This window comes from Undibacter mobilis (genome assembly GCF_003367195.1).
GTDB lineage: Bacteria > Pseudomonadota > Alphaproteobacteria > Rhizobiales > Xanthobacteraceae > Pseudolabrys > Pseudolabrys mobilis.
Genome location: NZ_QRGO01000001.1, coordinates 2,671,347 through 2,694,580 on the forward strand (window position 1 = coordinate 2,671,347; position 23,234 = coordinate 2,694,580).

Below are 23,234 nucleotides of genomic sequence, written 5' to 3' on the forward strand. Positions count from 1 at the left end.
CTGAGAACCGATCCGATTTGTTCAAGTGATTCGTTTTGCTGCCGCCGTGCGCCCGAGAAGAATCGTAGTTTAATAATGTGGAATTCGTGCCGTTCTTCTTTTTTGAACGAGTGGTAGTCACATGCCGGAATAAACAGTTTTGGTGGTTGCGCCTGACCAATATGAAACCTGAAGTCACCATCCTAAACGCAAATTCATTCGGCAATGGAGGCGCTATAAACAATTTTAATAGAACTGCCTGTTATCTCTAATGCGAGGTCGTGATCGCGATCTCACATCACGCGTCTTGCTAGTCCGTCTGGTTTTAAACAACCGCCATGCACGGACTGCGAGCGCCAGGCAGAGACAGAAAGTCCATGAGCCAGCTTTCATCTACTTCAGACGCTGCAACAGCGGTATCTGCTTCAGAGGCCGCGGTAGCGGTATCTAGTGACTGGGCCAACAGCGTTGCTGCGAGCGATGCAACCGGCGCGGCGCAAATCCAGTTCATCAGCTTCGCCATCGGCAACGACCAGTACGGCGTCGACATCATGGCGGTGCGCGAGATCAAGGGCTGGTCCGATATCACGCATCTGCCGAAGCAGCCCGAATATGTGCGCGGCGTTCTCAATCTTCGCGGCGCTATTGTCCCGATCGTCGACCTGCGTTGCCGTTTCGGTCAGGGCCTGACCGAAACCACGCCGCTGCACATCGTCATCATCGTGCAGATTGGCGGGCGTCAGGTCGGCCTGATTGGCGACCGTGTGCTCGATATCGTCTCCGTCGAGACATCGCAAATTCAGAAAGTGCCGCGCACGGGCAATGGTCTGCAGAACGATTTCCTTGCCGGGCTTGTAACGCACGATGGCGTCATGATCGCGCTGATCAATCTACCGGATCTGGTCTGCGTACAGGCCGACGAAGGTCAACACTAAACAAGAACGCCGACGAACAAGGATCAAACGGTTCGGACGCCGGCATCTCGCAACCACGATAGATTTTGCCCAGAACGGGAGACACTTAAATGCTTCGCCTTTCTAACATTAGTATCGCCATCAAACTCGGCCTCATGTCCGGCATAGGCATTCTTTTGGTCGTCGGTCTCGTCGTCGGCGAGATGATCGGCAGCGCGTCGGTTCATCGCTCCAACCAATTGGCCGACGCGCAGGCTGCAATCGTGTTGGGGGTGACCGGTACCGAAGTGAACCTGCGCACCATGCAGGTCGCGGTTCGGGATTCTCATCTTGCCCGCGACAAGGAGCAGCTCCAGGCGGCGTTCAAATCCGTTCAAGCGCAGCAGAAGATGTTCCACGACAGCGCGACGGCGCTTTTGCCGAAATTCGCCAAGCCGGAAAACCGGGCGCGATTCGAGAAAATCGCTGCCCTCGTCGACGATTACGCCAAGGAAGCCAAGCTCATCGGCGACATCAAGGCTGGTATGTTCGACGCCCAGGCCAAGCAGGACGCCGCGCTGGTCGAGGAACTGGATAAAAAATTGGTTGCCGAGGCGAAAATCGCGCTGGCGACGGCGCAGCAAATCGATCACCTGATCGAAGAAGCATCCAAAGTGGCGATCAAGGCCAAAGCCGACCGCGAGAGCGAGGCCCAGGCCGCCGAAGAACTTGCTACTTACGTCGCCCTGGGGCTCGGAGCTCTGGCGGTGGTGCTGATGATCGGTTCGGCGCTGGTGGGTGCCGTCACTATCGCCCGTCCGCTGCGGGCCTTGGTCGATCCGCTGACAGCCGTTTCCTCCGGTAACTTCACCGTGCAAGTCCCAGGCGTGGGCCGCAAGGACGAAGTCGGCCTGATTGCGGAAGCGGTGCAGACGATGGCGCAGAAGATGAGCCACACCATCGGCGAGATCAAAGCCTCGGGCCGCGAAGTGACCAACGCCTCGGCCGAAATCGCGACCTCGACCACCGATCTGTCGCAGCGCACCGAAGAGCAGGCCGCGAGCCTCGAAGAAACCTCGGCCGCCATGGAAGAGCTTGCCGCCACCGTGCGCCGCAACGCCGAGAACGCCCAACTGGCGAACCAGGATGCGGCGGCGACGCGCGAAGTTGCCGATCGTGGCGGGCAGGTGGTCGCCAAGGCAGTCGATGCGATGGCCAAGATCGAGGACTCGTCACGCAAGATCTCCGACATCATCGGTGTCATCGACGAGATCGCCCGCCAGACCAACCTGCTGGCCTTGAACGCGGCCGTGGAAGCGGCGCGTGCCGGTGAGGCCGGTCGTGGCTTCGCGGTCGTGGCGTCCGAAGTGCGCAGCCTGGCGCAGCGCTCGTCGCAGGCCGCCAAGGACATCAAGGACCTGATCACCAACTCGAACGGTCAGGTGAAGGATGGCGTCGACCTGGTCAACCGGGCCGGTCAGTCGCTCACCGAGATCGTCGAGTCGATCAAGAAGGTCGCGGTGGTCGTCTCCGAGATCGCCAATGCGTCGGCCGAACAGGCCACCGGCATTGACCAGATCAACAAGGCGCTCACGCAGATGGACGAGGTGACGCAGCAGAACTCGGCGCTGGTCGAAGAGAATGCGGCCACAGCCAAGACGCTGGAGCATCAGGCCAAGGCGATGGATGAGCAGGTCTCGGTCTTCCAGATCGACGATGGCTCCCATGGTCAAGCTCCGGCGGCGCGTGCTGAACCGGCGCGGCCGGTCAGCAAACCCGTGGCCAAGGTTGCGCCCAAGCCGGTCGCTCGGGCCGCAGGGCCGGCCCGGGAGATGCAGGCGTCTCTGGCAACCGCGGTCGGACAGGACTGGAAAGAGTTCTAGCGCACAGAGCGCGTGGCACCCCGGAGCTCGCTCCAGATCCGGGACATTCGGGACGAGCAGCCATCCCCTCTGGCTGCTCGTTCTGCTTTGCGGATTGGCTTGAAATCGCCGCGATTTCGGCCGAAAAGCACACCGATATGACCGCTGCGCACCCAACGGCCAATCGCCGCGTGAAAGCCTGGCTTTCCCCGCATAATTGCGGGGTTTTGGTCGTGTTCGCGGCCCTTTGGGTGGCCCTGATTGGTCCCGCCGCTGCGCAGATGACCCTGGCGCAGGCCAATAGCTCCAGTTCGCTGTTTTCGGCGACGCCGTCGTTCGGCGCCTTTACCCCGCCGCCAGCGCGCGGCGGCGACGGTTTCGGCGGTGCCGGTGGCGTTCTGGGGCCTCCATCGCAGGCACCCGTTGCGATCCCGCCGGCCGCGGCCCCGATGGTGCCGGCCGGGCAGGTGGCGCTCTTGCTGTCGGCGCGATTCGGCACGCAGGCGAGCCCTATTACCGGCGGACTGACTTGGCGCATCTATGCCGCCAAGGCCGAGCAGGGCGGCAAGTACCGGCTTCTCCGTGAAGACAAGTCGCCGGCGCCGACGGTCGTGCTGCCGGCGGGCAACTACATCGTTCATGTCGGCTTTGGTTTGGCGAATGCGGTCAAGCCTGTGACCTTGCGCGGTGCCACCGTGCGGGAAGAATTCGATCTGCCCGCCGGTGCGCTGCGCATCGAAGGCCGCGTCGGCGATGCGCGCATTCCCGCGGCTCAGATATCGTTCGATGTGTTCAGCGGCAGCCAGTTCGAGCCTGGCGACCGACGGCCGATCGCCGAACATGTGGCCAGCGGCGCCGTGGTCGTGGTGCCGGAGGGCACCTATTACATCGTGTCAAACTACGGCGATGCCAATTCGGTGGTGCGCTCCGACATTCGCGTGCAGGCCGGAAAACTGACCGACGTCATCGTCAATCATCGGGCGGCCATCATCACGCTCAAGCTGGTGAACGAAAAAGGCGGCGAAGCGTTAGCCAATACGGCGTGGTCGGTGCTGACGCCCGGCGGCGACGTCATCAAGGAATCGATCGGTGCGTTTCCGCGCGTGGTGCTGGCGGAAGGCGAATACCGCGCCATCGCGCGCAATGACGGCAATGTCTTCGAGCGCGAATTCACGGTCGTTCCCGGCGTGGACGGCGACATTGAGGTGCAGGCGCGATAGACAAACGCGCCTCTGAGCGGAGACGTTACGAGTGGTGAGTGCAGCAGCGAGCGCTACACATCAGGCCGAACAGGCCAATGCAGCAGCACTCCGGGCCTTCACCGCGCTCGATCCGCGTGAGGTTGCGCTTCTTCTCGATGTCGATGGCACTTTGATCGACATCGGTCCGACACCCTTTGCCGTCGATGTTTCCGACACGCTGAAGCGCTCTCTCGAGCGGTTGTTCGAACTGACCGGCGGCGCTTTGGCGTTGGTCAGCGGCCGTCCCATCCATGATCTCGACAGGTTGTTTGCGCCGCTCGTGCTGCCCGCGGTCGGCGGCCATGGCGCGGAGATGCGCCTTGCCGAGGGCACGGCCGCGTCGCATGTCGCCGACCTGCCGGCCGCGTTGCGCGCGCGGCTGATCGGCGCGGTCGATCCGGATTCCGGCGTTGCGTACGAGGACAAGGGTTACTCGGTGGCGCTGCATTATCGGCGCGCGCCGGATCACGAGGCGCGGCTGCGCGCGCATGTCAGCGAAAGCCTGGCCGCATTCCCGGCCGAAGACACCGAAGTTCTTCCGGGCAAGATGATGATCGAGGTCAAGCGGCCCGGCATCGACAAAGGGGCCGGCATTCGCCGCTTGATGGGCCATGAGCCGTTTGCCAGGCGCATTCCGGTCTTTATTGGCGACGATGTGACCGATGAGGCGGCTTTTGCCGCCATCCCGGCGCTCGGCGGGAGAAGTTTTTCCGTCAATCGCGCTTTCGAGGGGCTAAGCGGCATCTTTTCGGCGCCCGAGCAGGTGCGGCGCGCGCTCAGCGAATGGGCCGCAAAACACTGAACTTTCGGCGGCCGAAAGCGTTATTTGCCAGCAATTTGGCGTCATCTCTGGTATAAAATTCGCATAAATTTTTGGAAGGCGAGGCAGGGGCGTCGTTCAGTCGGGGAGAGTGAGAGCATTGTCACGACTTGTGGTTGTTTCCAACCGCGTGGGTATCCCCGACGGCAGCGCCCGCGCGGGCGGGCTTGAGGTGTCGATTCGGCCGGCGCTGAAAAAGCGCGGCGGCATCTGGTTCGGCTGGAGCGGCAAAGTGGCCGAGGAGAGAACCGGCGCGGCCAAGACCGTCGAGCATGACAAGGTCTCCTACATCACCATCGATCTCCTCAAGGGCGACTACGAGGAGTTCTACAACGGCTTCGCCAATCGCGTGCTGTGGCCGATCCTGCATTATCGGCTCGACCTTGCGGAATTCACCCGCCGCGATCTCGGCGGCTATTTCCGCGTCAACCAGTACTTCGTCGAGAACCTCGAACGGGTGCTGCGTCCGGACGATGTGATCTGGGTGCACGATTATCATCTGATGCCGCTGGCTCAGATCCTGCGGGAGCGCGGTCACAAGAATCGCATCGGATTTTTTCTCCACATTCCCTGTCCGCCGCCGGAAATCCTGACCGGCCTGCCGAACCACGAGCGTCTCATCCCGGCGCTGTGCCATTACGATCTCGTCGGATTTCAGACCGAGAACGACGCCAACAACTTCTCGCGCTATCTGGCCAACGAAGTCGGGCTCAGGCGCGCGGGTGACGATGGCTTTTACTACGAAGACCGCGTCGTCCACATCGGCATCTTTCCGGTTGGCGTCGAGACCGAAGCTTTTACGCGGCTGGCGCGGCGTGCGATCAGTACGCAGTTCGTCAGCGACGTGATGGCCAGCATGTCGGATCGGGCGCTGATCATCGGCGTCGATCGTCTCGACTACAGCAAGGGCATTCCCGAGCGTCTGAATGCCTATGAGCGTTTCCTCGCCAATTTTCCCGACTGGCGCGGGCTGGTGACCTATCTGCAGATTACGCCGCGTAGCCGCACCGATATTCGCGAATATGCAGATATCGGCCGTCTGGTCGGTGAAACGGTTGGCCGTATCAACGGCACGTTCGGCGAGGCCTCGTGGACCCCGCTGCGCTACATCAACAAGGCGCACAGCCGCAGCTCGCTGGCGGGACTTTACCGTTACGCCCGCGTCGGCCTGGTGACGCCTTTGCGGGACGGTATGAATCTCGTTGCCAAGGAGTTCATCGCCGCGCAGGATCCCGACGATCCGGGCGTGCTGGTGTTGTCGCGCTTCGCCGGCGCGGCGCGCGAATGCAGCGCGGCCCTGCTGGTCAACCCCTACGACTCGGAAGGCGTCGCGATCGCCATCAATCGCGCATTGGGTATGCCGCTCGAGGAGCGGCGCATGCGTCATCAGGCCAATTATGCTGCTCTGACGCGGAACGACCTGACGCAGTGGGCAGAGCGTTTCCTCGGGCGGCTTGAAGAGCATGTGCCGGCCGAAACCGAGACGCGACCGGCTGCCCGGCGCAGCGGGGGCGCGGTGGCCTAGGCTTTGCCGCGAGTTCTGATACGAGACTTGATACAGGTCATGGCCGAGGTCGCGGCAAGCGGCCAATTTGTGAACTCAAATTGAAAAGGCCTTCCCGCGATGATCAGACCTTTTGTGGCCTTCGTTCCAGTGATCGCCATCCTTGCCCTGAGCCAGTCTGCGGCTGCCGCCGATGCCGGCAAAGGCGAGGTTCTGGCCAAGCGCTGGTGCGCAGCATGCCACGTCGTCTCGACCGACCAACAGAGCGCCAATGGCCAGGCACCACCGTTCTCGGCCATCGGCAAGACGCCGGATCTCGATCCGTCGCGATTGGCGCTGTTTTTGCTGCTGCCCCATCCGAAAATGCCGGACATGGCGCTCAGCCGCGGTGAAGCGGCCGATCTCGCTGCCTATATCCAGAAGCAGGGGCAATAGCGGCGTCCTAAGCCGCCGCCTTTGCCCGCTTCAAGTCCGGCGGCAGCGCTTCCTCGGTCAAGGTCTTCAGCGCGTCATCGAGGCTCATCACCTCGCTCTTGTCCGAACCAAGACGGCGGATCGACACCTGCCGCGTCTCGGCTTCCTTCTTGCCGACAACGAGCAGAACAGGGACCTTGGCGAGCGAATGTTCGCGGACCTTGTAGTTGATCTTCTCGTTGCGCAGATCGGCATCGACACGCAACCCGGCCTTGCGCGCGGCAGCCATCACATCGGCTGCATAGGCGTCGGCATCCTGAGTGATGGTGCAGACCACAGCCTGCTTCGGCGCCAGCCAGAGCGGCAGATGCCCGGCGTAATGCTCCAGCACAACGCCAAGGAAACGCTCCAGCGAACCGCAGATCGCGCGATGCACCATGACCGGCGTCTGCTTCGAGCCATCCGGCGCGATGTAGAAGGCCTCGAAGCGCTCCGGCAGATTGAAATCGACCTGCGTGGTGCCGCACTGCCAGTCGCGGCCGATGGCGTCGCGCAGCACGTATTCGAACTTCGGACCGTAGAACGCGCCTTCGCCCGGATTGACCGCGGTCTTGATGCGGTTGTTCTCCTTGGCGATGCGTGCCAGCACGTTCTGCATCACGCCCTCAGCATGATCCCAGGCCGCGTCCGAACCGACGCGCTTTTCCGGGCGGGTCGAGAGCTTGACGACGAGATCACCCTCGAAACCGAAGTCGGCATAAGTCGACATGATCAGGTCGTTGATCTTGAGGCATTCCTCCGCGAGCTGTTCCTCGGTGCAGAAGACATGCGCATCGTCCTGGGTGAAGGCGCGCACCCGCAAGAGGCCGTGCATCGCGCCTGACGCCTCGTAGCGATGCACAATGCCGAATTCGGCAAGACGGATCGGCAGTTCGCGATAACTTTTGAGGCCGTGCTTGTAGATCTGCACATGGCCGGGACAGTTCATCGGCTTGATGGCGAACCAGCGCTTGTCCTCGGCTTCATCGCCGGCCGACTGTGCGGCGAACATGCTTTCGCGATACCACTGCCAGTGCCCGGAGGTCTCCCACAGCGACTTGTCGAGCATCTGCGGCGCGTTGACTTCCTGATAGTCGCCTTTCAGTCGGCGGCGCATATAGGCGATGATTTCCTGGAAGATGGTCCAGCCATTGGCGTGCCAGAACACCGTGCCGGGGCCTTCCTCCTGGAAATGGAAGAGGTCCATCTCGCGCCCGAGCTTGCGATGGTCGCGCTTCTCGGCTTCCTCCATCTGCTTGAGGTAGGCGTCGAGGTCGTCCTGCTTGGCAAACGCAGTGCCGTAGATGCGCGACAGCATCGGATTGTTGCTGTCACCTCGCCAGTAGGCGCCGGCCACCCGCATCAGCTTGAAGGCGTTGCCAACCTTGCCGACCGAGGTCATGTGCGGACCGCGGCACAGGTCGAACCAGTCGCCCTGTTTGTAGATCTTGATCTGCTGGTCTTCCGGAATCGCGTCGACCAGTTCGACCTTGAAATGCTCGCCCTTGTCGGCGAACACCTTCTTGGTCTGCTCGCGCGACCACACTTCCTTGGTAAAAGGTTTGTCGCGGGCGATGATCTCCTTCATCTTCTTTTCGATGACGGGCAGATCGTCGGGCGTGAACGGCTCGTTGCGCGCGAAGTCGTAATAGAAGCCGTTTTCGATGACCGGACCAATGGTGACCTGCGTGCCGGGCCACAATTCCTGCACCGCCTCGGCCAGCACATGGGCGGCGTCGTGGCGGATAAGCTCAAGCGCGCGCGGGTCGTCGCGCGACACGAACTCGATGCGGGCGTCCTTCTCAATAGGGTCGGCGAGGTCGGCGAGGGTGCCATCGAGCGCCATGGCGACGGTGCGCTTGGCCAATGAGGGCGAAATGCCCTTGGCGATGTCGAGGCCGGTAATGCCGTTGGGATAGTCGCGGCGCGCGCCGTCGGGAAAGGTCAGGGCGACCATGGGATATTCTCCTGTTGCTCACTCCCGCGAACGAGCGCGGGTAAGCGGTGGAACTCAGGAGCGATATAGCAGGCGAATCGTGAGGCGCAACAGGTTCAGGGACGGCGATACCGCTGCCTGAGCCAGGCAAAAGCCCGGCCGTCGATGACGATTAGCGAAGCTGCGATGATGAGTGCCCCGGCCACCTCGTTGGCCGAAAGCGGCTCGTTGAGGATCCAGACGCCGAGCAGGATCGCCGTCACCGGAATGAGCAGCGTCACCAGCACGACATTCACCGCGCCGGAGCGGTTGAGGATGCGGAAGAACAGGATATAGGCCAGCGCCGTCGACAAGGTGGCAAGGCCGGCGATCGCCAGCCAGGTGGTGGGGCCGGGCAGAGGCAGCGTCCATGGCCGTTCGACCGCGCCGGCAATCACCGCCATCACCGGTGTCGAGCAGATGAGCTGCGCCGTTGCCGAGGTCAGCGGCGGCACGCCGGCCATCGCGTGGCGGCCCCAATAGCCGGCAAAACCGTAGCTCAATGCGGCGCCGAGGCAGAGCACGATGCCGATCGTCTGACTTTCGGCGCTCAAACCGGGCCCGCGTAGCACCGCCACGCCGCCAATGCCGATCAGCACGCCGGCCAGCCGTCGGCCGGTCAGGCGCTCTTCGCCGGTGAGTGCCATCACCGATACGGCGAACAGCGGCGTGGTCGCATTGAGGACTGAAGCGAGACCGCTGGAAATTGTGGTTTGCGCGGTGAGAAACAGCGAGAACGGGATAACGTTGTTGACGAGGCCCATGACTGCGAAGGGCAGCCAGTCGACGGCGCGTTTCGGCAGCGAGCCGCCGAGCGGCTTGAGGACAATCAGCAAACACAGAGCGCCGAACAGGACGCGCGCGAAGGCCACCGTCAGTGGCGGCAGTTCGCGCAGCGCCAGGCCGTTGAAAAAGAACGAGCCGCCCCACAGCACCGACAAGGCGATGAGCAGCAGCCAATCCTTCCGGTGCATTGGGATGGGTTCGTTGGCCATGAGCGCTCTTTTGCCGTTCGTCGTGGGTCGGCACAGGCTGTGCTCAGACCAGCGCTACGGCGCCACCCGGTTTCTGTTCGTTTCGGTTACGGCTCGGTCTGGGTGTCGCGCCAGCGGCCGTAGCGCCACGGTCTCCACCACTGCGAACTGGGAGGCAACGCTTTCGGCACGAAGTCGAGGCCGTGCGTGCCCCACGGATGGCAGCGCAGGATGCGCGCCAGCGCCATCCAGCCGCCAGCCCAAAGGCCGAAGCGGCTGATGGCTTCGTCGGCATATTCCGAACAGCTCGGCAGGTGGCGGCAGCGCGGCCCGAGAAACGGCGACAGCGTGTAGCGATAGAGCGCGACCAGCCCGCGGCCCATGAGCCGCGGTATGCGAACAATAAAGGGAGCTTGTTCGGGTTCTGACATTGCGCTCTTGGCGTGCGTTCCGGCCGCGGACTAACGCCGCCATCGCACGGCATAAAGTTCCATAGCAAAGTTCCAGAGAAATGGAACTGCTCAGCTTTCAAGCACGATAGGGCAGGGGTAGCGACCTTTTTGCACTAGCGGGAATCCATGTGACAAATTAAAAAATACACATCGGGGGTGTGTTCGATCGGCCAATAGCTCAAAGCGCGCACAAACGCTTTTTGCCGCGGTGCGAACAAAACCCGGTGTGAGAATTCGGACTCCTCCGCTTATGCAATGCGGAGGATCGGTTCCGGTTCCAGCCGCCGGCGGATTTTCCGGGTCGGTAGCGGAAAGGGGAAGATGCGGCGTTCCCTGGCCACTATGTGCAGCCTGATCGGCGCATTGCTGATCGCGCCGGCTCTGGTCGGCTCGGCTCTGATTGTTCCGGCGCGCGGCGACGATCGCTCGCTGCCGATGCATTTCGCCCTTCGTCTGGAAGGTCCGGCCGCGCAATGCGGCGACAACTGTCGAATCCTGATCGGCGCAAGCGGTGCGATTACGGCAGACAGCCCGCGCGATTTCATCAAATTCATGCAAGCGGGTACGGCGCGCGGCGACAATCTCCGCGACGCCACGGTGGTGCTGGATTCCGACGGCGGTTCGGTGCTCGGCGCCATCGCGCTCGGTCGCGAAATTCGCAAGGCGCGCCTGTCGACGGCTGTGGGACGTGTGGTTGATCTTACCGAAGTGGCTGAGGCCGTGCCCGGCGACATCAAGCGCGCGAAAGTCTCGCCGATCGCCGATTGCGAGTCGATGTGCGCCTTCGTGGTGCTCGGTGGCGTGAAGCGCACCGTGCCGGCCGAAGCCCGCGTCATGGTTCATCAGATCTGGCTCGGCGACCGCCGCGAGGATCCAACCGCAGCCAGCTATTCGGCTGAAGACCTTGTGCTCGTGCAGCGCGACATCGGTTCGTTGGCGCGTTTCACGGAAGAGATGGGGGCGTCGATCGATCTGCTCGATCTGGCGCTACGCATCCCGCCGTGGGAGCCGCTGCATGTCATGTCGCGCCAGGAAATTGTCGCGATGCGGCTGGCAACCGAAGATCTCACGACGGCGCCGGTCGCCGCGGCGCCGTCGGCTGGGGTGCGCCCGCAGCGCCCCGCGCTCACCGAAGGCGCGGCGGCAACACCGATCAGCGAGCGCGGCTGGGCCTTGCTCAATCGCGATGAGGGGGCGGCGCTGGCCCGCCGTCATCCGCTGACCTTGAAAGGCGACCGCATTGGCAGCTTCGATCTCTTGTTGTCCTGCGGCGCCGACGGCAAATTCGACATGAGCTATGTCGAGCGCCGAACTGGCAGCGAGGCCATCGCGATCCCGAAACAGCTCGAGAATGTGCGCCTGCGCGTCGGTCGAACCGCGGCGACGCTGAAAGTTGTGTCGAGCGACCGCAAAGATCAGGCGAGCGAATTGCGCAGTCTGGCAATGGGGATGGTGCCCGACGAGTTGGTGCGGGGATTTGCCGAGGGCCGGCGTTCGCTCGTGGTCGAGACGACCAGTGGCGGCATGGTCACCATGATCCGCATCGGCAATACCGGCGCGCCGCAGAACTTTCCCCGTCTCGCCTCGGCTTGCGTGAAGCCGGCCGGCGACCGGGCGGATGCGTCGCTGGTGCAGAAGACCGGCGGCATGGCTTCGGCGAAATAGTTAAAAGCCGTGCGCTACTCGGCGGCCTGCTTGCGCTTGGCCTCGATCTCGTCGACGGCCTTCACCACGGCATCGAAGGTGAGCAGGGTCGAGGCGTGACGCGCCTTGTAGTCACGCACCGGCTCCAGATAGGCGATCTCGGCCCACTTTCCGTCTTTCGGCGGAGCGCCGTTCTCTTTCAGCATCTTGCGCACGGTCTCGCGCAGCGCGCGCAACTCGGCCGAGGTCGAGCCGATGATATGGCGGGCCATGATGGAGGAGGAGGCCTGGCCAAGGGCGCAGGCCTTCACGTCATGGGCAAAGTCGGTGACGTGGTCGCCGTCGAGCGTGAGGTCGATGGTCACGGTCGAACCGCATAACTTAGAATGGGCGGTGGCCGTGGCGTCCGGCTTTTCGAGCCGGCCCAGGCGGGGAATATTACCGGCCAAGTTGAGGATTTTCTCGTTATAGACGTCATTCAGCATGCATTTCGTCCCGGCCGTCCCGACGCCGCCGGAGATCCGGCACATTGCCTCGGTCGTACAAAGCAATATATAGGGATCGTTCAGCCGGTTCGAGAAGGGGTTCTCGGCGGCTGAGGCCCGGGTTACCTGTTGAAAATCAAGAGGAAAGCCGGGCGGCTTTGGGATTGCGGCGTCCGATCGCCCCCAGGGGCGGACTGCGCGGCCACCCCGGTGACACTCCCGGTGCCGTCCCTTGAAGGCGAGCCCCGGTCGAACGGAGACCGTCCATGGACGCCAAGAATACTGTGATCAAGCCCTGGCAGCAGGGCCTTTCCGACCATGTCAGGACCGCGCCTGCGGCCAGCGCGCCGCGCCCCTCCCGCGAGGAAGCGGAAGCGGCCGTGCGGACGCTCATCGCCTATGCTGGCGACGATGCCACCCGCGAAGGCGTGCTCGATACGCCCAAGCGCGTGGTCGATGCTTACGATGAACTCTTCCAGGGCTATCGCGAAGTCCCGGCGGACTCGCTCGACCGCACCTTCTCGGAAACGTCCGGCTACAACGATTTCGTGCTGGTCAAGGACATTCCCTTCAACTCGCATTGCGAGCATCACATGATGCCGTTCTTTGGCCTGGCGCATATCGCGTACAAGCCGACGGATCGCGTGGTCGGCCTGTCGAAGCTGGCGCGGCTTGTTGATACCTATGCCAAGCGCCTGCAGACGCAGGAGAACATGACGGCGCAGATCGCCACCGCGCTCGAAGAAGTGATGAAGCCCAAGGGCGTGGCGGTAATGCTCGAAGCCGAGCATACCTGCATGACCATGCGCGGCGTGGCCAAGCCGGGCTCGCTGACGATGACCACGCATTTCTCCGGCACGTTCCGCGACGACCCGAACGAACTCGTTCGCTTCATGTCGCTGCTGCGCGGGAAGTAGCGCTCTCTCAGGCGCAGTCGTGATGCCTTCATTGCCGGGCTTGCCCCGGCAATTTACTGTCTGTCGTTCAGCGAGACTTTAGACATGGCTTCCTCTCACGACATCGAAGAAGGCCTGACCCTTCTTCCCAAATTCGACGCCGATGGCCTCGTGACCGCAGTGATAACCGACGCCGGCAATGGCGACGTGTTGATGGTCGCGCACATGAATGCCGAGGCGATTGCCAAAACCATCGAGACCGGCGAGGCCTGGTACTACAGCCGCTCGCGCAAGAAACTGTGGAAGAAGGGCGAGACCTCGGGCCACGTCCAGCGCGTCCAGGAACTGCGAGTCGATTGCGATCAGGACGCGCTGTGGCTCAAGGTCGTGCAGGAAGGCGAGGGTGCCTGCCACACCGGGCGGCGCTCGTGTTTCTATCGTGCGGTGCCGCTGGGCCAGACCGGCGCCGTGAAGCTGGAATTCCAGAACGCCGGGAAGGTGTTCGATCCGGACGCGGTTTATTCATCCAAAGGTTAGAGCGGTCGCGCCGCCATTACTGGCTCGACTTCTATCGATGAATCGATTATTTCTATCGATGAACGGGAGAGACCGGCCTCACGCTTGAGGCCGGCGCCGAAGGAGCAACCGCCCCGGAATCTCTCAGGCAAAAGAACCGTTCATCAGGATTTAGATCTCTGAAGAGTGGAGCCTCAAGCTCCCGCCGACGGTGAAAATCGCGAACGCAATGATGCTGTCGCGATGAAGCTCTCAGGCCAATGACAGAGGGGGCACGCAAGACGTCTGCGGACGATTGCGCGCACCTGTCAGAAGGGCCTGAGACATGCCTCCCCAAGCGTCCCCCAATTCATCCAAAACGGATTTCGACGTCATCGTGCTCGGTGGCGGCGTCGTCGGCATCAATACCGCTTACTTCAATCTGAAAAACGGCAAATCGGTTTGCATCGTCGACCGTCAGCCGGAAGCCGGGCTTGAGACCAGCTTCGCCAATGGCGGGCAGGTGTCAGTCAGTCATGCTGAGCCCTGGGCTAATCCATCGGCGCCGCTGAAGGTTCTCAAGTGGCTGATGCAGAGCGATGCGCCGCTGCTGTTTCGGCCGCGCATGGACATTCATCAATGGTTGTGGATCGCGCGCTTCCTGGTCGATTGCCTGCCGCATCGCGCCAATCGCCACACCACAGAGATTGTCAAACTGGCGGTGCAGAGCCGTTCGCTGATCCAGCAGATCCGCAGCGATGAGAATTTCCACTACGACGAGCGCAGCAAGGGCATCCTGCATTTCTATCGCAGCGCCCGCGAATTCGAGGCGGCGATTCCGGTCGCCGAACTGATGCGTCGATACGGCTGCGAGCGCACCGTGATCGACGCCGACAAGGTGGTCGAGATTGAGCCGGCTTTCGCCGGCAAGCGCCACGAGATTGCGGGTGCGACCTACACGGCCGCGGATGAAAGCGGCGATGCGCTCAATTTCACGCAAAATCTGTCTCTGGTTTGCGAGAAGATGGGCGCGACTTTCCTGTATAACACGCAGGTGACCGCGCTCGGCGCCGATCGCGCGTCCGGCGATGTGAGCAGCGTCGAGGTCGTGGGCCCCGACGGTTACAAGACATTGCGGGCGCGCGACATCGTGGTCAGCATGGGTTCGTGGTCGGCGCCATTCCTGCGCAACTACGGCATCAATCTGACGATCTATCCGGCCAAGGGCTATTCGGTGACAATTCCAACCGACGGCTCCAACATGGCGCCGGTGACGAGCCTGACCGATGACGAATACAAACTTGTCTATTCCAACTATGGCAGCCGGCTGCGCGTCGCCGGCACCGCGGAGTTGTCGGGCTATACGCGCGATCTCAACCGCACGCGCTGTCAGGCGATCGTTGACAACGTGAAGCAACTATTCCCGCAGGCCGGCAATTTCGACGCGGCGACGTTCTGGTCGGGCCTGCGTCCGGCGACGCCTTCGAATATTCCGTATGTCGGGCGCACGCGATATCGCAACCTTTGGCTCAATACCGGCCACGGCACGCTCGGTTGGACGTTAGGGGCCGGCTCGGGTTTCCGCGTCGCCGGCATGATCGCCGAAGGCGAAGGGCCGATGGCCGCCTGAGCCGCCAAGCTCGTCGTGCCCGGCAGAAGGCCGGGCATAACGGCGGAGACTACGTTTGTCCCGCGGCGGCGAGCAGCCGCTGCGCGCGAATGAGATGCGGGCGATCAAACATCTTGCCATCGATGCCGATGGCGCCGGCGCCGGGGTTGGCGGCGAAGGCGGCGATGATCGCCTTGGCCTTCTCGATCTGCTCCGGCGTTGGCGTGAACACCTCGTTGATCACCGGCACTTGCGCTGGATGAATGGCGAGCCGCCCGGTAAAGCCGTCGCGGCGTGCGGCGATCGTATCCTGGCGCAGGCCTTCGGAATTGCGGAAGTCGACATAGACCGTTTCGATTGCCGGCAGCTTGGCGGCCGCCGCGCCGAACAGGCAGATCGAGCGGGCGAGGCGATAGGGTTCTGTGAGAAAACCCTTGTCGTCGCGGTTCGATTCCGCGCCAAGCTCGGCGGAAAGATCCTCCGGGCCCCAGGTCATGCCGATCAGGCGCGGGCTCGCATCCTTGAAGGTGCCGGCGAGAAACAGCCCGGCCGCCGACTCGACATTCTGGGCCAGCACCTTGATCGAGCCTTCGGCGACGCCAGAGAGGGCTTCCTGCGCTGTAAGCTTCGCGTCGAGGTGAATAACGCTCGTGCCGCCTTCAGCCTTGGGAAACAGCACCGCATCGGGCATGCCCGGCACGATGGCTTCGAGGTCGGCGTCGGTCATGCCGGTATCGAGACCATTGATGCGCACGAACAGGCGCGGGCGCTCGGCCTTGCCGGTGTGCGCCTTCAGATAGTCGCGCGCGGCTTCACGCGCCGCCGGCTTGCGCTCGGGTGAAATCGAGTCTTCGAGATCGATGATGACGGCATCGGCGCCGGAGGCCATGGCCTTGTCGAGCTTGGCGCCGGCGTCGGCGGGGACAAAGAGGAGGGAACGCATGTAGGTTGGACTCCTTGGCCTCATCCTTCGAGACGCGGCCTTGCGGCCGCTCCTCAGGATGAGGAATGTTGACCCTCATGGTGGGGAGCCGCGCAAAGCGCGGCGTCTCGAACCATGAGGCCGGTCGTTATTTCGGCCGCTTGATGATGAAGGCGTTGCGCTTGCATTCGGCCACCAGCGTGCCGTCCTGCTTGAAAGCCTGGTGATGGAACTCGACGATACCGGCGGTCGCGCGCGATTTCGATTCGCGCTTGCTCACGACCGTGGTCTGGCAGTTGATCGTGTCGCCTTCGAACAGCGGATTGGGAAAACGGACGTCGGTCATGCCCAGATTGGCGATGGTGGTACCGACCGTCATGTCCGACACCTGTATGCCGATCATCAGGCCGAGCGTGAACAGCGAGTTCATCAGCGGCTGACCGAATTCTGTCTCGGTCTCGCAGAAATGGCGGTCGATATGCAGCGGCTGCGGATTGAGCGTCATGTTGGAGAACAACATGTTGTCCATCTGGGTCACGGTGCGGGTGTAGCGGTGCTCATAGAGCTTGCCGACCTCCATGTCCTCGAAATAGAGCCCGCCGCGTTTATGTCGTTGCACCGTTTCCGCCATTGTCCCGTTCTCCGCACTTTTTCGTTTTTTTGCACCGAGGCCGGTAACCCGGCACGCCGGCTACAAATGCCGTTAACCGTTCGTTTACCATAATTACCCAAGGTCTCCAGGAGCAGTTCCCGCCCTGTTGGCCGTTTGCAGCCGGCTTTTTAACGCCGGCAACCCCGAGGGCAACCCGATGGCTGTCGATCGCGTCGCCAATAGCGCCGCTGTCCCTGGTGTCGCACCGCATATCAGCGGCGCGATCAGCAAAGCGGCGGAATCGACCGGGATCAGCTTCCAGTATCTGCTCACCACGGCCCGTATCGAATCCAGCCTGAATCCGCAGGCGCAGGCCGCGACCTCGTCGGCCAAGGGCCTTTACCAGTTCATCGACCAGACCTGGCTTGCCACCGTCAAGCAGGACGGTGCTTCGCTTGGCCTCGGCCAGTATGCCGACGCCATCACAAGGACCGCCAGCGGCCGTTACGAGGTCGCCGATCCGGCGATGCGGTCCGAGATTCTCAAGCAGCGGACCGATCCGGCGATGAGCGCCATGATGGCCGGCGCGCTGGCGCGGACCAATGCGGAGTACCTCACCGCCGTCACCGGCAAAGTGCCGACCGAGGGCGAACTCTACACCGCGCATTTTCTCGGGCCGGATGGGGCGGGGCGGCTGATCAATGCAGTCAACTCGCGCGGCAACGCTAATGCCGCCGCCATGTTTCCCGCTGCGGCCGCGGCCAACCGGCCGATCTTCTACAACCGCGATGGTTCGGCCCGCACGGTGACCGAGGTCTATGACCGGCTTACGGCGAAATTCGATAATACGCGCCTGGCGCTGGTGCAGAATGTCGACCGTCCGCCGGCGCCGATTGACCAGCCGGGGACCGGTCATGTCCTCGGGGCGCAAGCTCCCGACAGTGCGCCGTCAGCGCCGTCAGCGACGCGAGCGGTCGCGGCGCCGGTCAAGGTGCCCGATACCGCGGGCATGACCCAGGTGCTGGCCGCGGCCGACAATCGTCCGCCGCCGGTGCCGTCGCGGCCTTTGTTCGCCGCGATGTTCAGCGATGGCGAGCGCGGTGCGGTGAGCCGCACGGTGACGTCACTCTGGTCGGATACGGAGGGGGCGGGAAGCGGGGCCACGTCATTGCCGGCGCCGGGCCCGGTCGCTTCGGCTGATCGGCCGGTGCGGATGCACGACCTGTTCACCGACAGCGCCGCGCGGGCGCGGGGGCTCTTTACCGGGCGCGGTTAGCGCCCATTCTGGGACTTGCAGCACATTCCGCGCCAACGTCGTTAATCTCTTCTCAAGAACTATGCTGAACGCTTTGTTAAGTGTCGCGGGCTAGGATGGCTGCGTTCGCCGTTGTGTTGGCGAGTGTTTGTAGCGTCCGGTCGTGTCATGATTGTTCGTCAGTTCCTGCAGTGGCTGCGTAATGCATCGCCCGGTGAGCGTGCCGAGGCGACTTCCGCTCTGGCGAGAGCCTATCTCCATTCCGATTTATCAGCCGACGATCTATCCGCCGCCGAAGGCGCGATGATCATGTTGCTCGACGATCCGTCGCCGCTGGTGCGCGGCGCCTTGGCGCAAGTGTTCGCTTCGGCGCAGAAAGCGCCGCCAATCGTAGTCCATGCGCTGGCCGCCGATCAGCCGGAAGTCGCCATTCCCGTATTGTCGCGTTCGCCGCTCTTGAGCGACGAGGATCTCGTCGATCTGTTCGCCACCGCCCAGCCGGATTCGCAATTGGCGATCGCTTCGCGGGCGATACTGACCACGCCGGTCGCCGCCGCTATCGCGGAAGTCGGTTGCGCGCAGGCTTGTCTGGCGCTGCTCGAGAACCCCGATGCGGACATCGCGCTGTTCTCGATCGACCGCATCATCGAGCGCTTCGGTCATCTTGCTGCGATCCGCGAGAACCTGATCGCGCGCAGCGATCTGCCGATGGCGACGCGTCAGGCGCTGCTCGCCAAGCTGTCGCAGACTTTGGCGGGTTTCGTCACGGCGCGGCATTGGCTCGGCTCCGAGCACGCAGAATATGCCGCGCGTGAGGCCTGCGAGAAGGCCACCGTCGCGCTTGCCGCCGAGACGCCCTACGAGGAAATCGCCGAACTGATGCGGCATCTGCGCCAAAGCGGGCAGCTCACCGCCGGCATGATTCTTCGGGCGCTGTTGTCCGGCAATGTCGTGCTGTTCGAGGAGGCCATCGCCGAACTGACCGGCATGTCCATCGACCGTGTGTCGGCCTACATCAATGACAAGCATGTTTCCGGCTTCCGCGCGATCTACACCAAGGCCGGCTTGCCGGATGCCGCCTATCCGGCCTTCCGCGAAGCCATCGCCGCCTTGCGCGACGGCATTCTGGTCGGCGAGACCGGCGGGGTGTCGCGACTCAAACGCCGCATGGTCGAGCATGTTTTGCACGCATGCGCCCTCGAGCGCCGCGACGATATGGCTTCGCTGCTCGCGCTGCTGCGCCGTTTCGCGGTCGAAGCTGCACGCGAGGAAGCGCGCATGTTCTGCGACGATCTGGTGGCTTACGAGCCGATGCCCTACATGCCGCAGATCCACGAGACCCGGCTGGTCGCGTAGGGCGTACCTCGAATTTAGCGGTTAGGGAGTTTGGGTTCGCGCTTTCAGCACGCGCCGGAATTCAACGCGCTTAAGCCGGCGTTAGAGGCGGCGAACCCGTGATTTGTTCGATGATGTCGGGCCGGGTCTTGTTCTCTTCGACCAGGAAATGATCGGTGACATCACGCAGTTTGTGGTTGAGCTGCGATGCGAGTTCCTTGGCGTCGGAGCGGGCATATTCGCGATGAATGGCGCGCACAGCGTCGACATGCTGGCTGATCAGCTTGATCGGAATGCGGTTGGGCTGTGGCGTGTATTCGATCAGTCGGCACAGGCTGTCGGCAATGGCGGCGACCGCCGGGAAACCGAGTGTTGCGGCCTGGCCCTTGATATCGTGGGCGGCGTGAAACAGAGCGGTTTTCGCGTTCTCAGTGACGCCGCGCGCGACGATGGTCTGCCGGCACTTGTCGAGGCGTTCGCATTCCTCTTCCATCCAGCCGGCAAATTCGCTGGACAATTCGGCAAGCGCCTGTTCGGCCCGCGCCACAGGATCGTCTTCGCCCGCGGCGAGCGGCGTGTCGGTGACGGCCTTGCGCAACTTGTTCTCGGGCCGGATGACCTCGTGATCACCGTAGGTCATGATCGCGACTGAGTTCTTTTTGGACCGCATATTGCGCTGCCTTGGTCAGCTCGGGGTACGAACTTTTTCGAGCAGGGTTGAGTGCTTGATGACATCGGCCTTGCCGCCCTTGCGCCGTTCGGGGCCGACGTAACCTGCGCCGGTGCTGCGGCGGCGGTCGGGACCGAAATAGGTTCGGGTGCGGATAAACGGCCGCGGATTGACGACGATATTGACGATCCGCTCGTAGAGGCCCTTTGCCGAAATCGGCTTGGCCAGGAATTCGGTGATGCCGGCGTCACGTGCAGCGGTCACGCGCTTCTTTTCCGAATGGCCGGTGAGCATGATGATGGCGACGTAAGGGTTGCCGTTGGCGCCGGGCTGGCGGATCATTTGCGTCAGTTCCAGGCCGTCGAAGATGGGCATCGTCCAGTCGCTGATGACGATGTCGGGGCCGAAGTGGTTGAAGGCTTCGAGCCCGGTGGCGCCATCTTCCGCCTCGAAAACCTCACGAGCGCCGAAGCCATGGAGCAGGGTGCGCAGAATACGGCGCATGTGCGCATTGTCGTCGATGACGAGGAAGCGCAGCCGATTGAAATCGATGCGGACCATTGTGCCCCGGAAACACGCGCGCGCTTCGGATGTGCCGAAACAGGCGGAAAACCTACAGATTTAGGGTTAATGGAGCGTTTCGGCCGATGAAACCCGCCGGTTCTCGTCGCTTTTCAACGGTTGAAAGGTCGGCGAGAACGACCGCCGAGGGGCTGGTCATCCCCGTACCGGCGTCTAAGCTGCCAACAACCGCTCGCGCCGGGCGGCTCTACGGCCCTGTGGCCTCGCGATAGTTCGTCTGCAAACGGAATGGTCCCGCCATGAAGACAATCCTGATCCCGACCGAAGACCATGACGCCATGCCGGCGGTGCTTGAGGGCGCACGCCTGATCGCGCGGGCCTTCGACAGTTACATGGAAGGCTTCGCGGTGCGGCCGTCGCCGGGCACCTATGTCACGGTCGAGCCTGTGTCGAGCCTGGCTATTTCCGGGGTGTTCGAAGCTGATACGGCCAAGGTGAAGGCCGAGTTCGAAAAGTTCATGCAGGGTCGCAATGTGCCGCTGGGTGGCACCGAAGTGCCGGCGGTCTATTCCTATGCCTGGCCGCGCGCTGAGGCGATGGAGGATGCCTTCATCGGTAACTACGGCCGCATCTTCGATCTGATCGTGCTCGGCCGGCCGGGCTCGGCACCGGAAAATCCGCGAATGCCGCCGCTCGAAGCCGCGCTGTTCGACGCCGGCAAGCCGGTGTTGATTGTGCCGAAGCAGACGCCGGCCGGGATCGGCCGTAATGTTCTCATTGCCTGGAACGGCTCGACCGAACAGGCCCACACCAACGCCTTCGCCATGCCGTTCCTCAGGCAAGCGGACAAGGTGACGGTTCTGTTCGTACAGGGCGGTTCGCCCGACGGACCACCGGTGGAGGAGGCGGCGCGGCACCTGCGGCGTAACGGCGTCAAGGCCGAGGCGGTCTCCGTCAAGCGCGGCGACCGGCAATCAGGCGAGGCGATCGGCGAACTCACGCTGGAGTATGCGGCCTCGCTCGGCTGCGACCTGGTGGTGAAGAGCGCCTATACGCAAAGCCGTTTGCGCCAGATGATTTTCGGCGGCGCGACGCGACACATTCTTGCCAACGCCACTGTGCCGGTGTTGATGGCACACTGAGGGGGAAGACAAGCAGGACGATTCGTTGCCCAACACCCCCAATCCAGCCCCCGGCGTGTCGAAGCATCCCGGCTTTCTCGCCATCTTCCCCTCCATCATGCTGCCGATGTTTCTGGCGGTGGTGGACCAGACCATCATCGCGACGGCGTTGCCGGCGATCGTGGCCGCGACCGGCGAGGTCGAGCGCGCGTCCTGGATCGTCGTTTCTTATCTGATTGCCGCGACCATCGCAGCGCCGGTCTATGGCCGACTCGGCGATTCCTTCGGCCGTCGCCGGATCATGTATTTCGCTCTCGCCATCTTCATGGTCGCGTCGGTTTTGTGCGCGGCATCGACCACAATCCTCACGCTGACCTTAGCGCGTGTGCTGCAAGGTCTCGGCGGAGGCGGCCTGATGACCTTGTCACAGGCGCTGATCGGAGAGTCCATTCCGCCGCGCGAGCGCGCCCGTTATCAGGGTTATCTTGCTGCCGTCGCGGTTTGCGCCAACAGTTTCGGCCCGATCGCCGGTGGTTTTCTCACCGAGCACTTCGGCTGGCAGTCGATTTTTCTGGTCAATCTGCCGATTGGACTATTCGCGTTCTATCTGGTGACCCGGTTGCCGCCTCCGCATGGCGAACGCTTGGCCTGGCGCGCCGATCCGGGAGGCGCCATTCTGTTTGCAATCTTCGTTGCGACGACACTGCTGGCGCTGGAACAGGTGCAGCGTGCCGATCTGGCGAACCTGCCGATCGGTGCCGCGCTGCTGGCAGCCGGTGTCATCGCTCTTGTTATTCTCGTCTGGCACGAGAACCGTGCGGCCTCGCCGCTCATTCCGCTCTCGCTGCTGCGGCAATCGGCGATCTGGCACAGCGACGCCATGGCGGCCTGTCACGGCGCCGCGCTGGTATCGCTGATCACCTTCCTGCCGGTCTATCTCGAAGTGGTGCGCGGATTTTCGCCGTCCGCGACGGGCCTCGTGCTGGTGCCGCTCACGGTTGGCATCGGTGTCGGCTCGCTGGTCACAGGCCGGCTGGTCAACATCACCGGGCGTCTGATGATCTATCCCGTGGTCGGGCTATTCATCGCGACACTCGATTTCATGGTGTTGTCGCTATTTGGCGACAGGTTCGATATCGTCGCGCTCGCGATTCTGCTGCTCGTCAACGGTCTCGCGATGGGCACGGTCATGGGCGTGGTGCAGGTCAGCGTGCAGAACGCCGCCGGACAGCTGCGGCTCGGCGAGGCCGCCGCTTCGGTTCAGTTTTCGCGCTCGATCGGCGCTGCTTTTGGCACGGCGCTGGTGGCGACGCTTTTGTTCGCGGTGCTGTCGTTGCGTAATCCGGATTCGGCGCGGGTCTTTGCCGCGATGTTCGAGCACGCTAAGCATGCCGGCGCCGGTTTGTCAGTGTCTCAGCTATCGGAGATTCAGGGCGATATCACGGTCGCGTTCCGCGCCGCCTTTATGGCGATGGCGCTGTTCACGACTTGCGGCTTTTTCCTGTCCATCACAAATCCGCAAAAGCGGATCTGAA

Annotated in this window: 22 protein-coding genes and 1 riboswitch; of the genes, 14 read left to right on the forward strand and 8 right to left on the reverse strand. The window is 62.9% G+C overall.

What is annotated here, in order from left to right; translation table 11 throughout:
* Nucleotides 1–356 precede the first annotated feature (356 nt).
* The 6 genes from DXH78_RS12645 to DXH78_RS12670 all read left to right on the forward strand — a co-directional run bounded on the left by DXH78_RS12645 (nucleotide 357) and on the right by DXH78_RS12670 (nucleotide 6,734).
* On the forward strand, nucleotides 357–914 hold the full coding sequence (locus DXH78_RS12645) for a chemotaxis protein CheW (protein WP_115517370.1): 558 nt from the start codon (nucleotides 357–359) through the stop codon (nucleotides 912–914).
* An 89-nt stretch (nucleotides 915–1,003) separates the two neighbouring features.
* Nucleotides 1,004–2,755, forward strand: a complete 1,752-nt coding sequence (locus DXH78_RS12650) for a methyl-accepting chemotaxis protein (protein WP_115517371.1) — start codon at nucleotides 1,004–1,006, stop codon at nucleotides 2,753–2,755.
* 260 nt (nucleotides 2,756–3,015) lie between these two features.
* Nucleotides 3,016–3,954 carry a hypothetical protein gene (locus DXH78_RS12655; RefSeq protein WP_430727496.1) on the forward strand — a complete coding sequence of 313 codons (939 nt, stop codon included), beginning with the start codon at nucleotides 3,016–3,018 and terminating at the stop codon, nucleotides 3,952–3,954.
* Between the two features lie 34 nt (nucleotides 3,955–3,988).
* Entirely contained in the window at nucleotides 3,989–4,777 is a 789-nt protein-coding gene (otsB, locus tag DXH78_RS12660; RefSeq protein WP_168192796.1) for a trehalose-phosphatase, read from the forward strand.
* 118 nt (nucleotides 4,778–4,895) lie between these two features.
* Entirely contained in the window at nucleotides 4,896–6,320 is a 1,425-nt protein-coding gene (gene otsA / locus DXH78_RS12665; RefSeq protein ID WP_115517373.1) for an alpha,alpha-trehalose-phosphate synthase (UDP-forming), read from the forward strand.
* Nucleotides 6,321–6,419: 99 nt separating this feature from the next.
* The gene (locus DXH78_RS12670; protein WP_115517374.1) at nucleotides 6,420–6,734 is read left to right on the forward strand and encodes a c-type cytochrome; all 315 of its coding nucleotides are present in this window, start codon (nucleotides 6,420–6,422) and stop codon (nucleotides 6,732–6,734) included.
* A gap of 7 nt (nucleotides 6,735–6,741) precedes the next feature.
* On the opposite strand, the gene thrS is transcribed toward DXH78_RS12670, so the two are convergent.
* From thrS to yidD, 3 genes are all read right to left on the reverse strand, one after another.
* Entirely contained in the window at nucleotides 6,742–8,709 is a 1,968-nt protein-coding gene (thrS, locus tag DXH78_RS12675) for a threonine--tRNA ligase (RefSeq protein WP_115517375.1), read from the reverse strand.
* A 95-nt stretch (nucleotides 8,710–8,804) separates the two neighbouring features.
* Nucleotides 8,805–9,722 (reverse strand): DMT family transporter, encoded by a 918-nt coding sequence (locus DXH78_RS12680; RefSeq protein ID WP_115517376.1) that lies wholly within the window; start codon nucleotides 9,720–9,722, stop codon nucleotides 8,805–8,807.
* An 86-nt stretch (nucleotides 9,723–9,808) separates the two neighbouring features.
* The gene (gene yidD / locus DXH78_RS12685) at nucleotides 9,809–10,132 is read right to left on the reverse strand and encodes a membrane protein insertion efficiency factor YidD (RefSeq protein ID WP_115517377.1); all 324 of its coding nucleotides are present in this window, start codon (nucleotides 10,130–10,132) and stop codon (nucleotides 9,809–9,811) included.
* Between the two features lie 342 nt (nucleotides 10,133–10,474).
* On the opposite strand from yidD, the gene DXH78_RS12690 reads away from it, so the two are divergent.
* Nucleotides 10,475–11,818 carry a COG3904 family protein gene (locus tag DXH78_RS12690; RefSeq protein ID WP_147292634.1) on the forward strand — a complete coding sequence of 448 codons (1,344 nt, stop codon included), beginning with the start codon at nucleotides 10,475–10,477 and terminating at the stop codon, nucleotides 11,816–11,818.
* A 14-nt stretch (nucleotides 11,819–11,832) separates the two neighbouring features.
* Here DXH78_RS12690 and DXH78_RS12695 read toward each other — a convergent pair whose 3' ends face one another.
* Entirely contained in the window at nucleotides 11,833–12,282 is a 450-nt protein-coding gene (locus DXH78_RS12695) for an iron-sulfur cluster assembly scaffold protein (protein WP_115517379.1), read from the reverse strand.
* Nucleotides 12,283–12,548: 266 nt separating this feature from the next.
* Here DXH78_RS12695 and folE point away from each other — a divergent pair, with 266 nt between their 5' ends.
* The 3 genes from folE to DXH78_RS12710 all read left to right on the forward strand — a co-directional run bounded on the left by folE (nucleotide 12,549) and on the right by DXH78_RS12710 (nucleotide 15,303).
* Nucleotides 12,549–13,199, forward strand: coding sequence for a GTP cyclohydrolase I FolE (gene folE, locus DXH78_RS12700; protein ID WP_115517380.1), 651 nt, complete (start codon nucleotides 12,549–12,551; stop codon nucleotides 13,197–13,199).
* An 84-nt stretch (nucleotides 13,200–13,283) separates the two neighbouring features.
* Nucleotides 13,284–13,715 carry a phosphoribosyl-AMP cyclohydrolase gene (hisI, locus tag DXH78_RS12705; RefSeq protein ID WP_115517381.1) on the forward strand — a complete coding sequence of 144 codons (432 nt, stop codon included), beginning with the start codon at nucleotides 13,284–13,286 and terminating at the stop codon, nucleotides 13,713–13,715.
* 53 nt (nucleotides 13,716–13,768) lie between these two features.
* Nucleotides 13,769–13,864: riboswitch (glycine riboswitch) on the forward strand.
* A 155-nt stretch (nucleotides 13,865–14,019) separates the two neighbouring features.
* Entirely contained in the window at nucleotides 14,020–15,303 is a 1,284-nt protein-coding gene (locus tag DXH78_RS12710) for a D-amino acid dehydrogenase (protein ID WP_115517382.1), read from the forward strand.
* A gap of 49 nt (nucleotides 15,304–15,352) precedes the next feature.
* On the opposite strand, the gene DXH78_RS12715 is transcribed toward DXH78_RS12710, so the two are convergent.
* Both DXH78_RS12715 and DXH78_RS12720 read right to left on the reverse strand, forming a co-directional pair.
* Nucleotides 15,353–16,225, reverse strand: coding sequence for an HpcH/HpaI aldolase/citrate lyase family protein (locus tag DXH78_RS12715; RefSeq protein ID WP_115517383.1), 873 nt, complete (start codon nucleotides 16,223–16,225; stop codon nucleotides 15,353–15,355).
* Nucleotides 16,226–16,352: 127 nt separating this feature from the next.
* Entirely contained in the window at nucleotides 16,353–16,835 is a 483-nt protein-coding gene (locus DXH78_RS12720; RefSeq protein WP_115517384.1) for a MaoC family dehydratase, read from the reverse strand.
* A 178-nt stretch (nucleotides 16,836–17,013) separates the two neighbouring features.
* Between DXH78_RS12720 and DXH78_RS12725 the strand changes: the two genes are divergently transcribed.
* Together DXH78_RS12725 and DXH78_RS12730 are read left to right on the forward strand one after the other, a co-directional pair.
* Complete coding sequence (locus DXH78_RS12725) at nucleotides 17,014–18,072, forward strand: transglycosylase SLT domain-containing protein (protein ID WP_115517385.1); 1,059 nt, start codon at nucleotides 17,014–17,016, stop codon at nucleotides 18,070–18,072.
* Nucleotides 18,073–18,219: 147 nt separating this feature from the next.
* Nucleotides 18,220–19,407, forward strand: coding sequence for a DUF2336 domain-containing protein (locus tag DXH78_RS12730; protein ID WP_115517386.1), 1,188 nt, complete (start codon nucleotides 18,220–18,222; stop codon nucleotides 19,405–19,407).
* Between the two features lie 70 nt (nucleotides 19,408–19,477).
* Here DXH78_RS12730 and DXH78_RS12735 read toward each other — a convergent pair whose 3' ends face one another.
* Both DXH78_RS12735 and DXH78_RS12740 read right to left on the reverse strand, forming a co-directional pair.
* Nucleotides 19,478–20,026: an Hpt domain-containing protein gene (locus tag DXH78_RS12735; RefSeq protein ID WP_168192797.1), complete on the reverse strand. Its 549-nt coding sequence runs from the start codon at nucleotides 20,024–20,026 to the stop codon at nucleotides 19,478–19,480.
* Between the two features lie 45 nt (nucleotides 20,027–20,071).
* Nucleotides 20,072–20,617 carry a response regulator gene (locus DXH78_RS12740; protein ID WP_115517388.1) on the reverse strand — a complete coding sequence of 182 codons (546 nt, stop codon included), beginning with the start codon at nucleotides 20,615–20,617 and terminating at the stop codon, nucleotides 20,072–20,074.
* A gap of 260 nt (nucleotides 20,618–20,877) precedes the next feature.
* Here DXH78_RS12740 and DXH78_RS12745 point away from each other — a divergent pair, with 260 nt between their 5' ends.
* Both DXH78_RS12745 and DXH78_RS12750 read left to right on the forward strand, forming a co-directional pair.
* A complete protein-coding gene (locus DXH78_RS12745) occupies nucleotides 20,878–21,720 on the forward strand; it encodes a universal stress protein (protein WP_115517389.1) in 843 nt (280 codons plus the stop codon).
* A gap of 25 nt (nucleotides 21,721–21,745) precedes the next feature.
* The gene (locus tag DXH78_RS12750; protein WP_245416807.1) at nucleotides 21,746–23,233 is read left to right on the forward strand and encodes an MFS transporter; all 1,488 of its coding nucleotides are present in this window, start codon (nucleotides 21,746–21,748) and stop codon (nucleotides 23,231–23,233) included.
* Nucleotide 23,234: the final 1 nt, after the last annotated feature.

What these genes read in the sequence shown, in the direction of transcription:
- DXH78_RS12645 (WP_115517370.1), top strand. Translation starts at nt 357, where the DNA reads ATGAGCCAGCTTTCATCTACTTCAGACGCTGCAACAGCGGTATCTGCT.
- yidD (WP_115517377.1), bottom strand. Translation starts at nt 10,132, where the DNA reads ATGTCAGAACCCGAACAAGCTCCCTTTATTGTTCGCATACCGCGGCTC.
- DXH78_RS12715 (WP_115517383.1), bottom strand. Translation starts at nt 16,225, where the DNA reads ATGCGTTCCCTCCTCTTTGTCCCCGCCGACGCCGGCGCCAAGCTCGAC.
- DXH78_RS12690 (WP_147292634.1), top strand. Translation starts at nt 10,475, where the DNA reads ATGCGGCGTTCCCTGGCCACTATGTGCAGCCTGATCGGCGCATTGCTG.
- DXH78_RS12655 (WP_430727496.1), top strand. Translation starts at nt 3,016, where the DNA reads ATGACCCTGGCGCAGGCCAATAGCTCCAGTTCGCTGTTTTCGGCGACG.
- DXH78_RS12650 (WP_115517371.1), top strand. Translation starts at nt 1,004, where the DNA reads ATGCTTCGCCTTTCTAACATTAGTATCGCCATCAAACTCGGCCTCATG.
- DXH78_RS12670 (WP_115517374.1), top strand. Translation starts at nt 6,420, where the DNA reads ATGATCAGACCTTTTGTGGCCTTCGTTCCAGTGATCGCCATCCTTGCC.
- DXH78_RS12745 (WP_115517389.1), top strand. Translation starts at nt 20,878, where the DNA reads ATGAAGACAATCCTGATCCCGACCGAAGACCATGACGCCATGCCGGCG.
- thrS (WP_115517375.1), bottom strand. Translation starts at nt 8,709, where the DNA reads ATGGTCGCCCTGACCTTTCCCGACGGCGCGCGCCGCGACTATCCCAAC.
- DXH78_RS12740 (WP_115517388.1), bottom strand. Translation starts at nt 20,617, where the DNA reads ATGGTCCGCATCGATTTCAATCGGCTGCGCTTCCTCGTCATCGACGAC.
- DXH78_RS12720 (WP_115517384.1), bottom strand. Translation starts at nt 16,835, where the DNA reads ATGGCGGAAACGGTGCAACGACATAAACGCGGCGGGCTCTATTTCGAG.
- folE (WP_115517380.1), top strand. Translation starts at nt 12,549, where the DNA reads ATGGACGCCAAGAATACTGTGATCAAGCCCTGGCAGCAGGGCCTTTCC.
- DXH78_RS12695 (WP_115517379.1), bottom strand. Translation starts at nt 12,282, where the DNA reads ATGCTGAATGACGTCTATAACGAGAAAATCCTCAACTTGGCCGGTAAT.
- hisI (WP_115517381.1), top strand. Translation starts at nt 13,284, where the DNA reads ATGGCTTCCTCTCACGACATCGAAGAAGGCCTGACCCTTCTTCCCAAA.
- DXH78_RS12735 (WP_168192797.1), bottom strand. Translation starts at nt 20,026, where the DNA reads ATGACCTACGGTGATCACGAGGTCATCCGGCCCGAGAACAAGTTGCGC.
- DXH78_RS12710 (WP_115517382.1), top strand. Translation starts at nt 14,020, where the DNA reads ATGCCTCCCCAAGCGTCCCCCAATTCATCCAAAACGGATTTCGACGTC.
- DXH78_RS12725 (WP_115517385.1), top strand. Translation starts at nt 17,014, where the DNA reads ATGGCTGTCGATCGCGTCGCCAATAGCGCCGCTGTCCCTGGTGTCGCA.
- DXH78_RS12730 (WP_115517386.1), top strand. Translation starts at nt 18,220, where the DNA reads ATGATTGTTCGTCAGTTCCTGCAGTGGCTGCGTAATGCATCGCCCGGT.
- DXH78_RS12680 (WP_115517376.1), bottom strand. Translation starts at nt 9,722, where the DNA reads ATGGCCAACGAACCCATCCCAATGCACCGGAAGGATTGGCTGCTGCTC.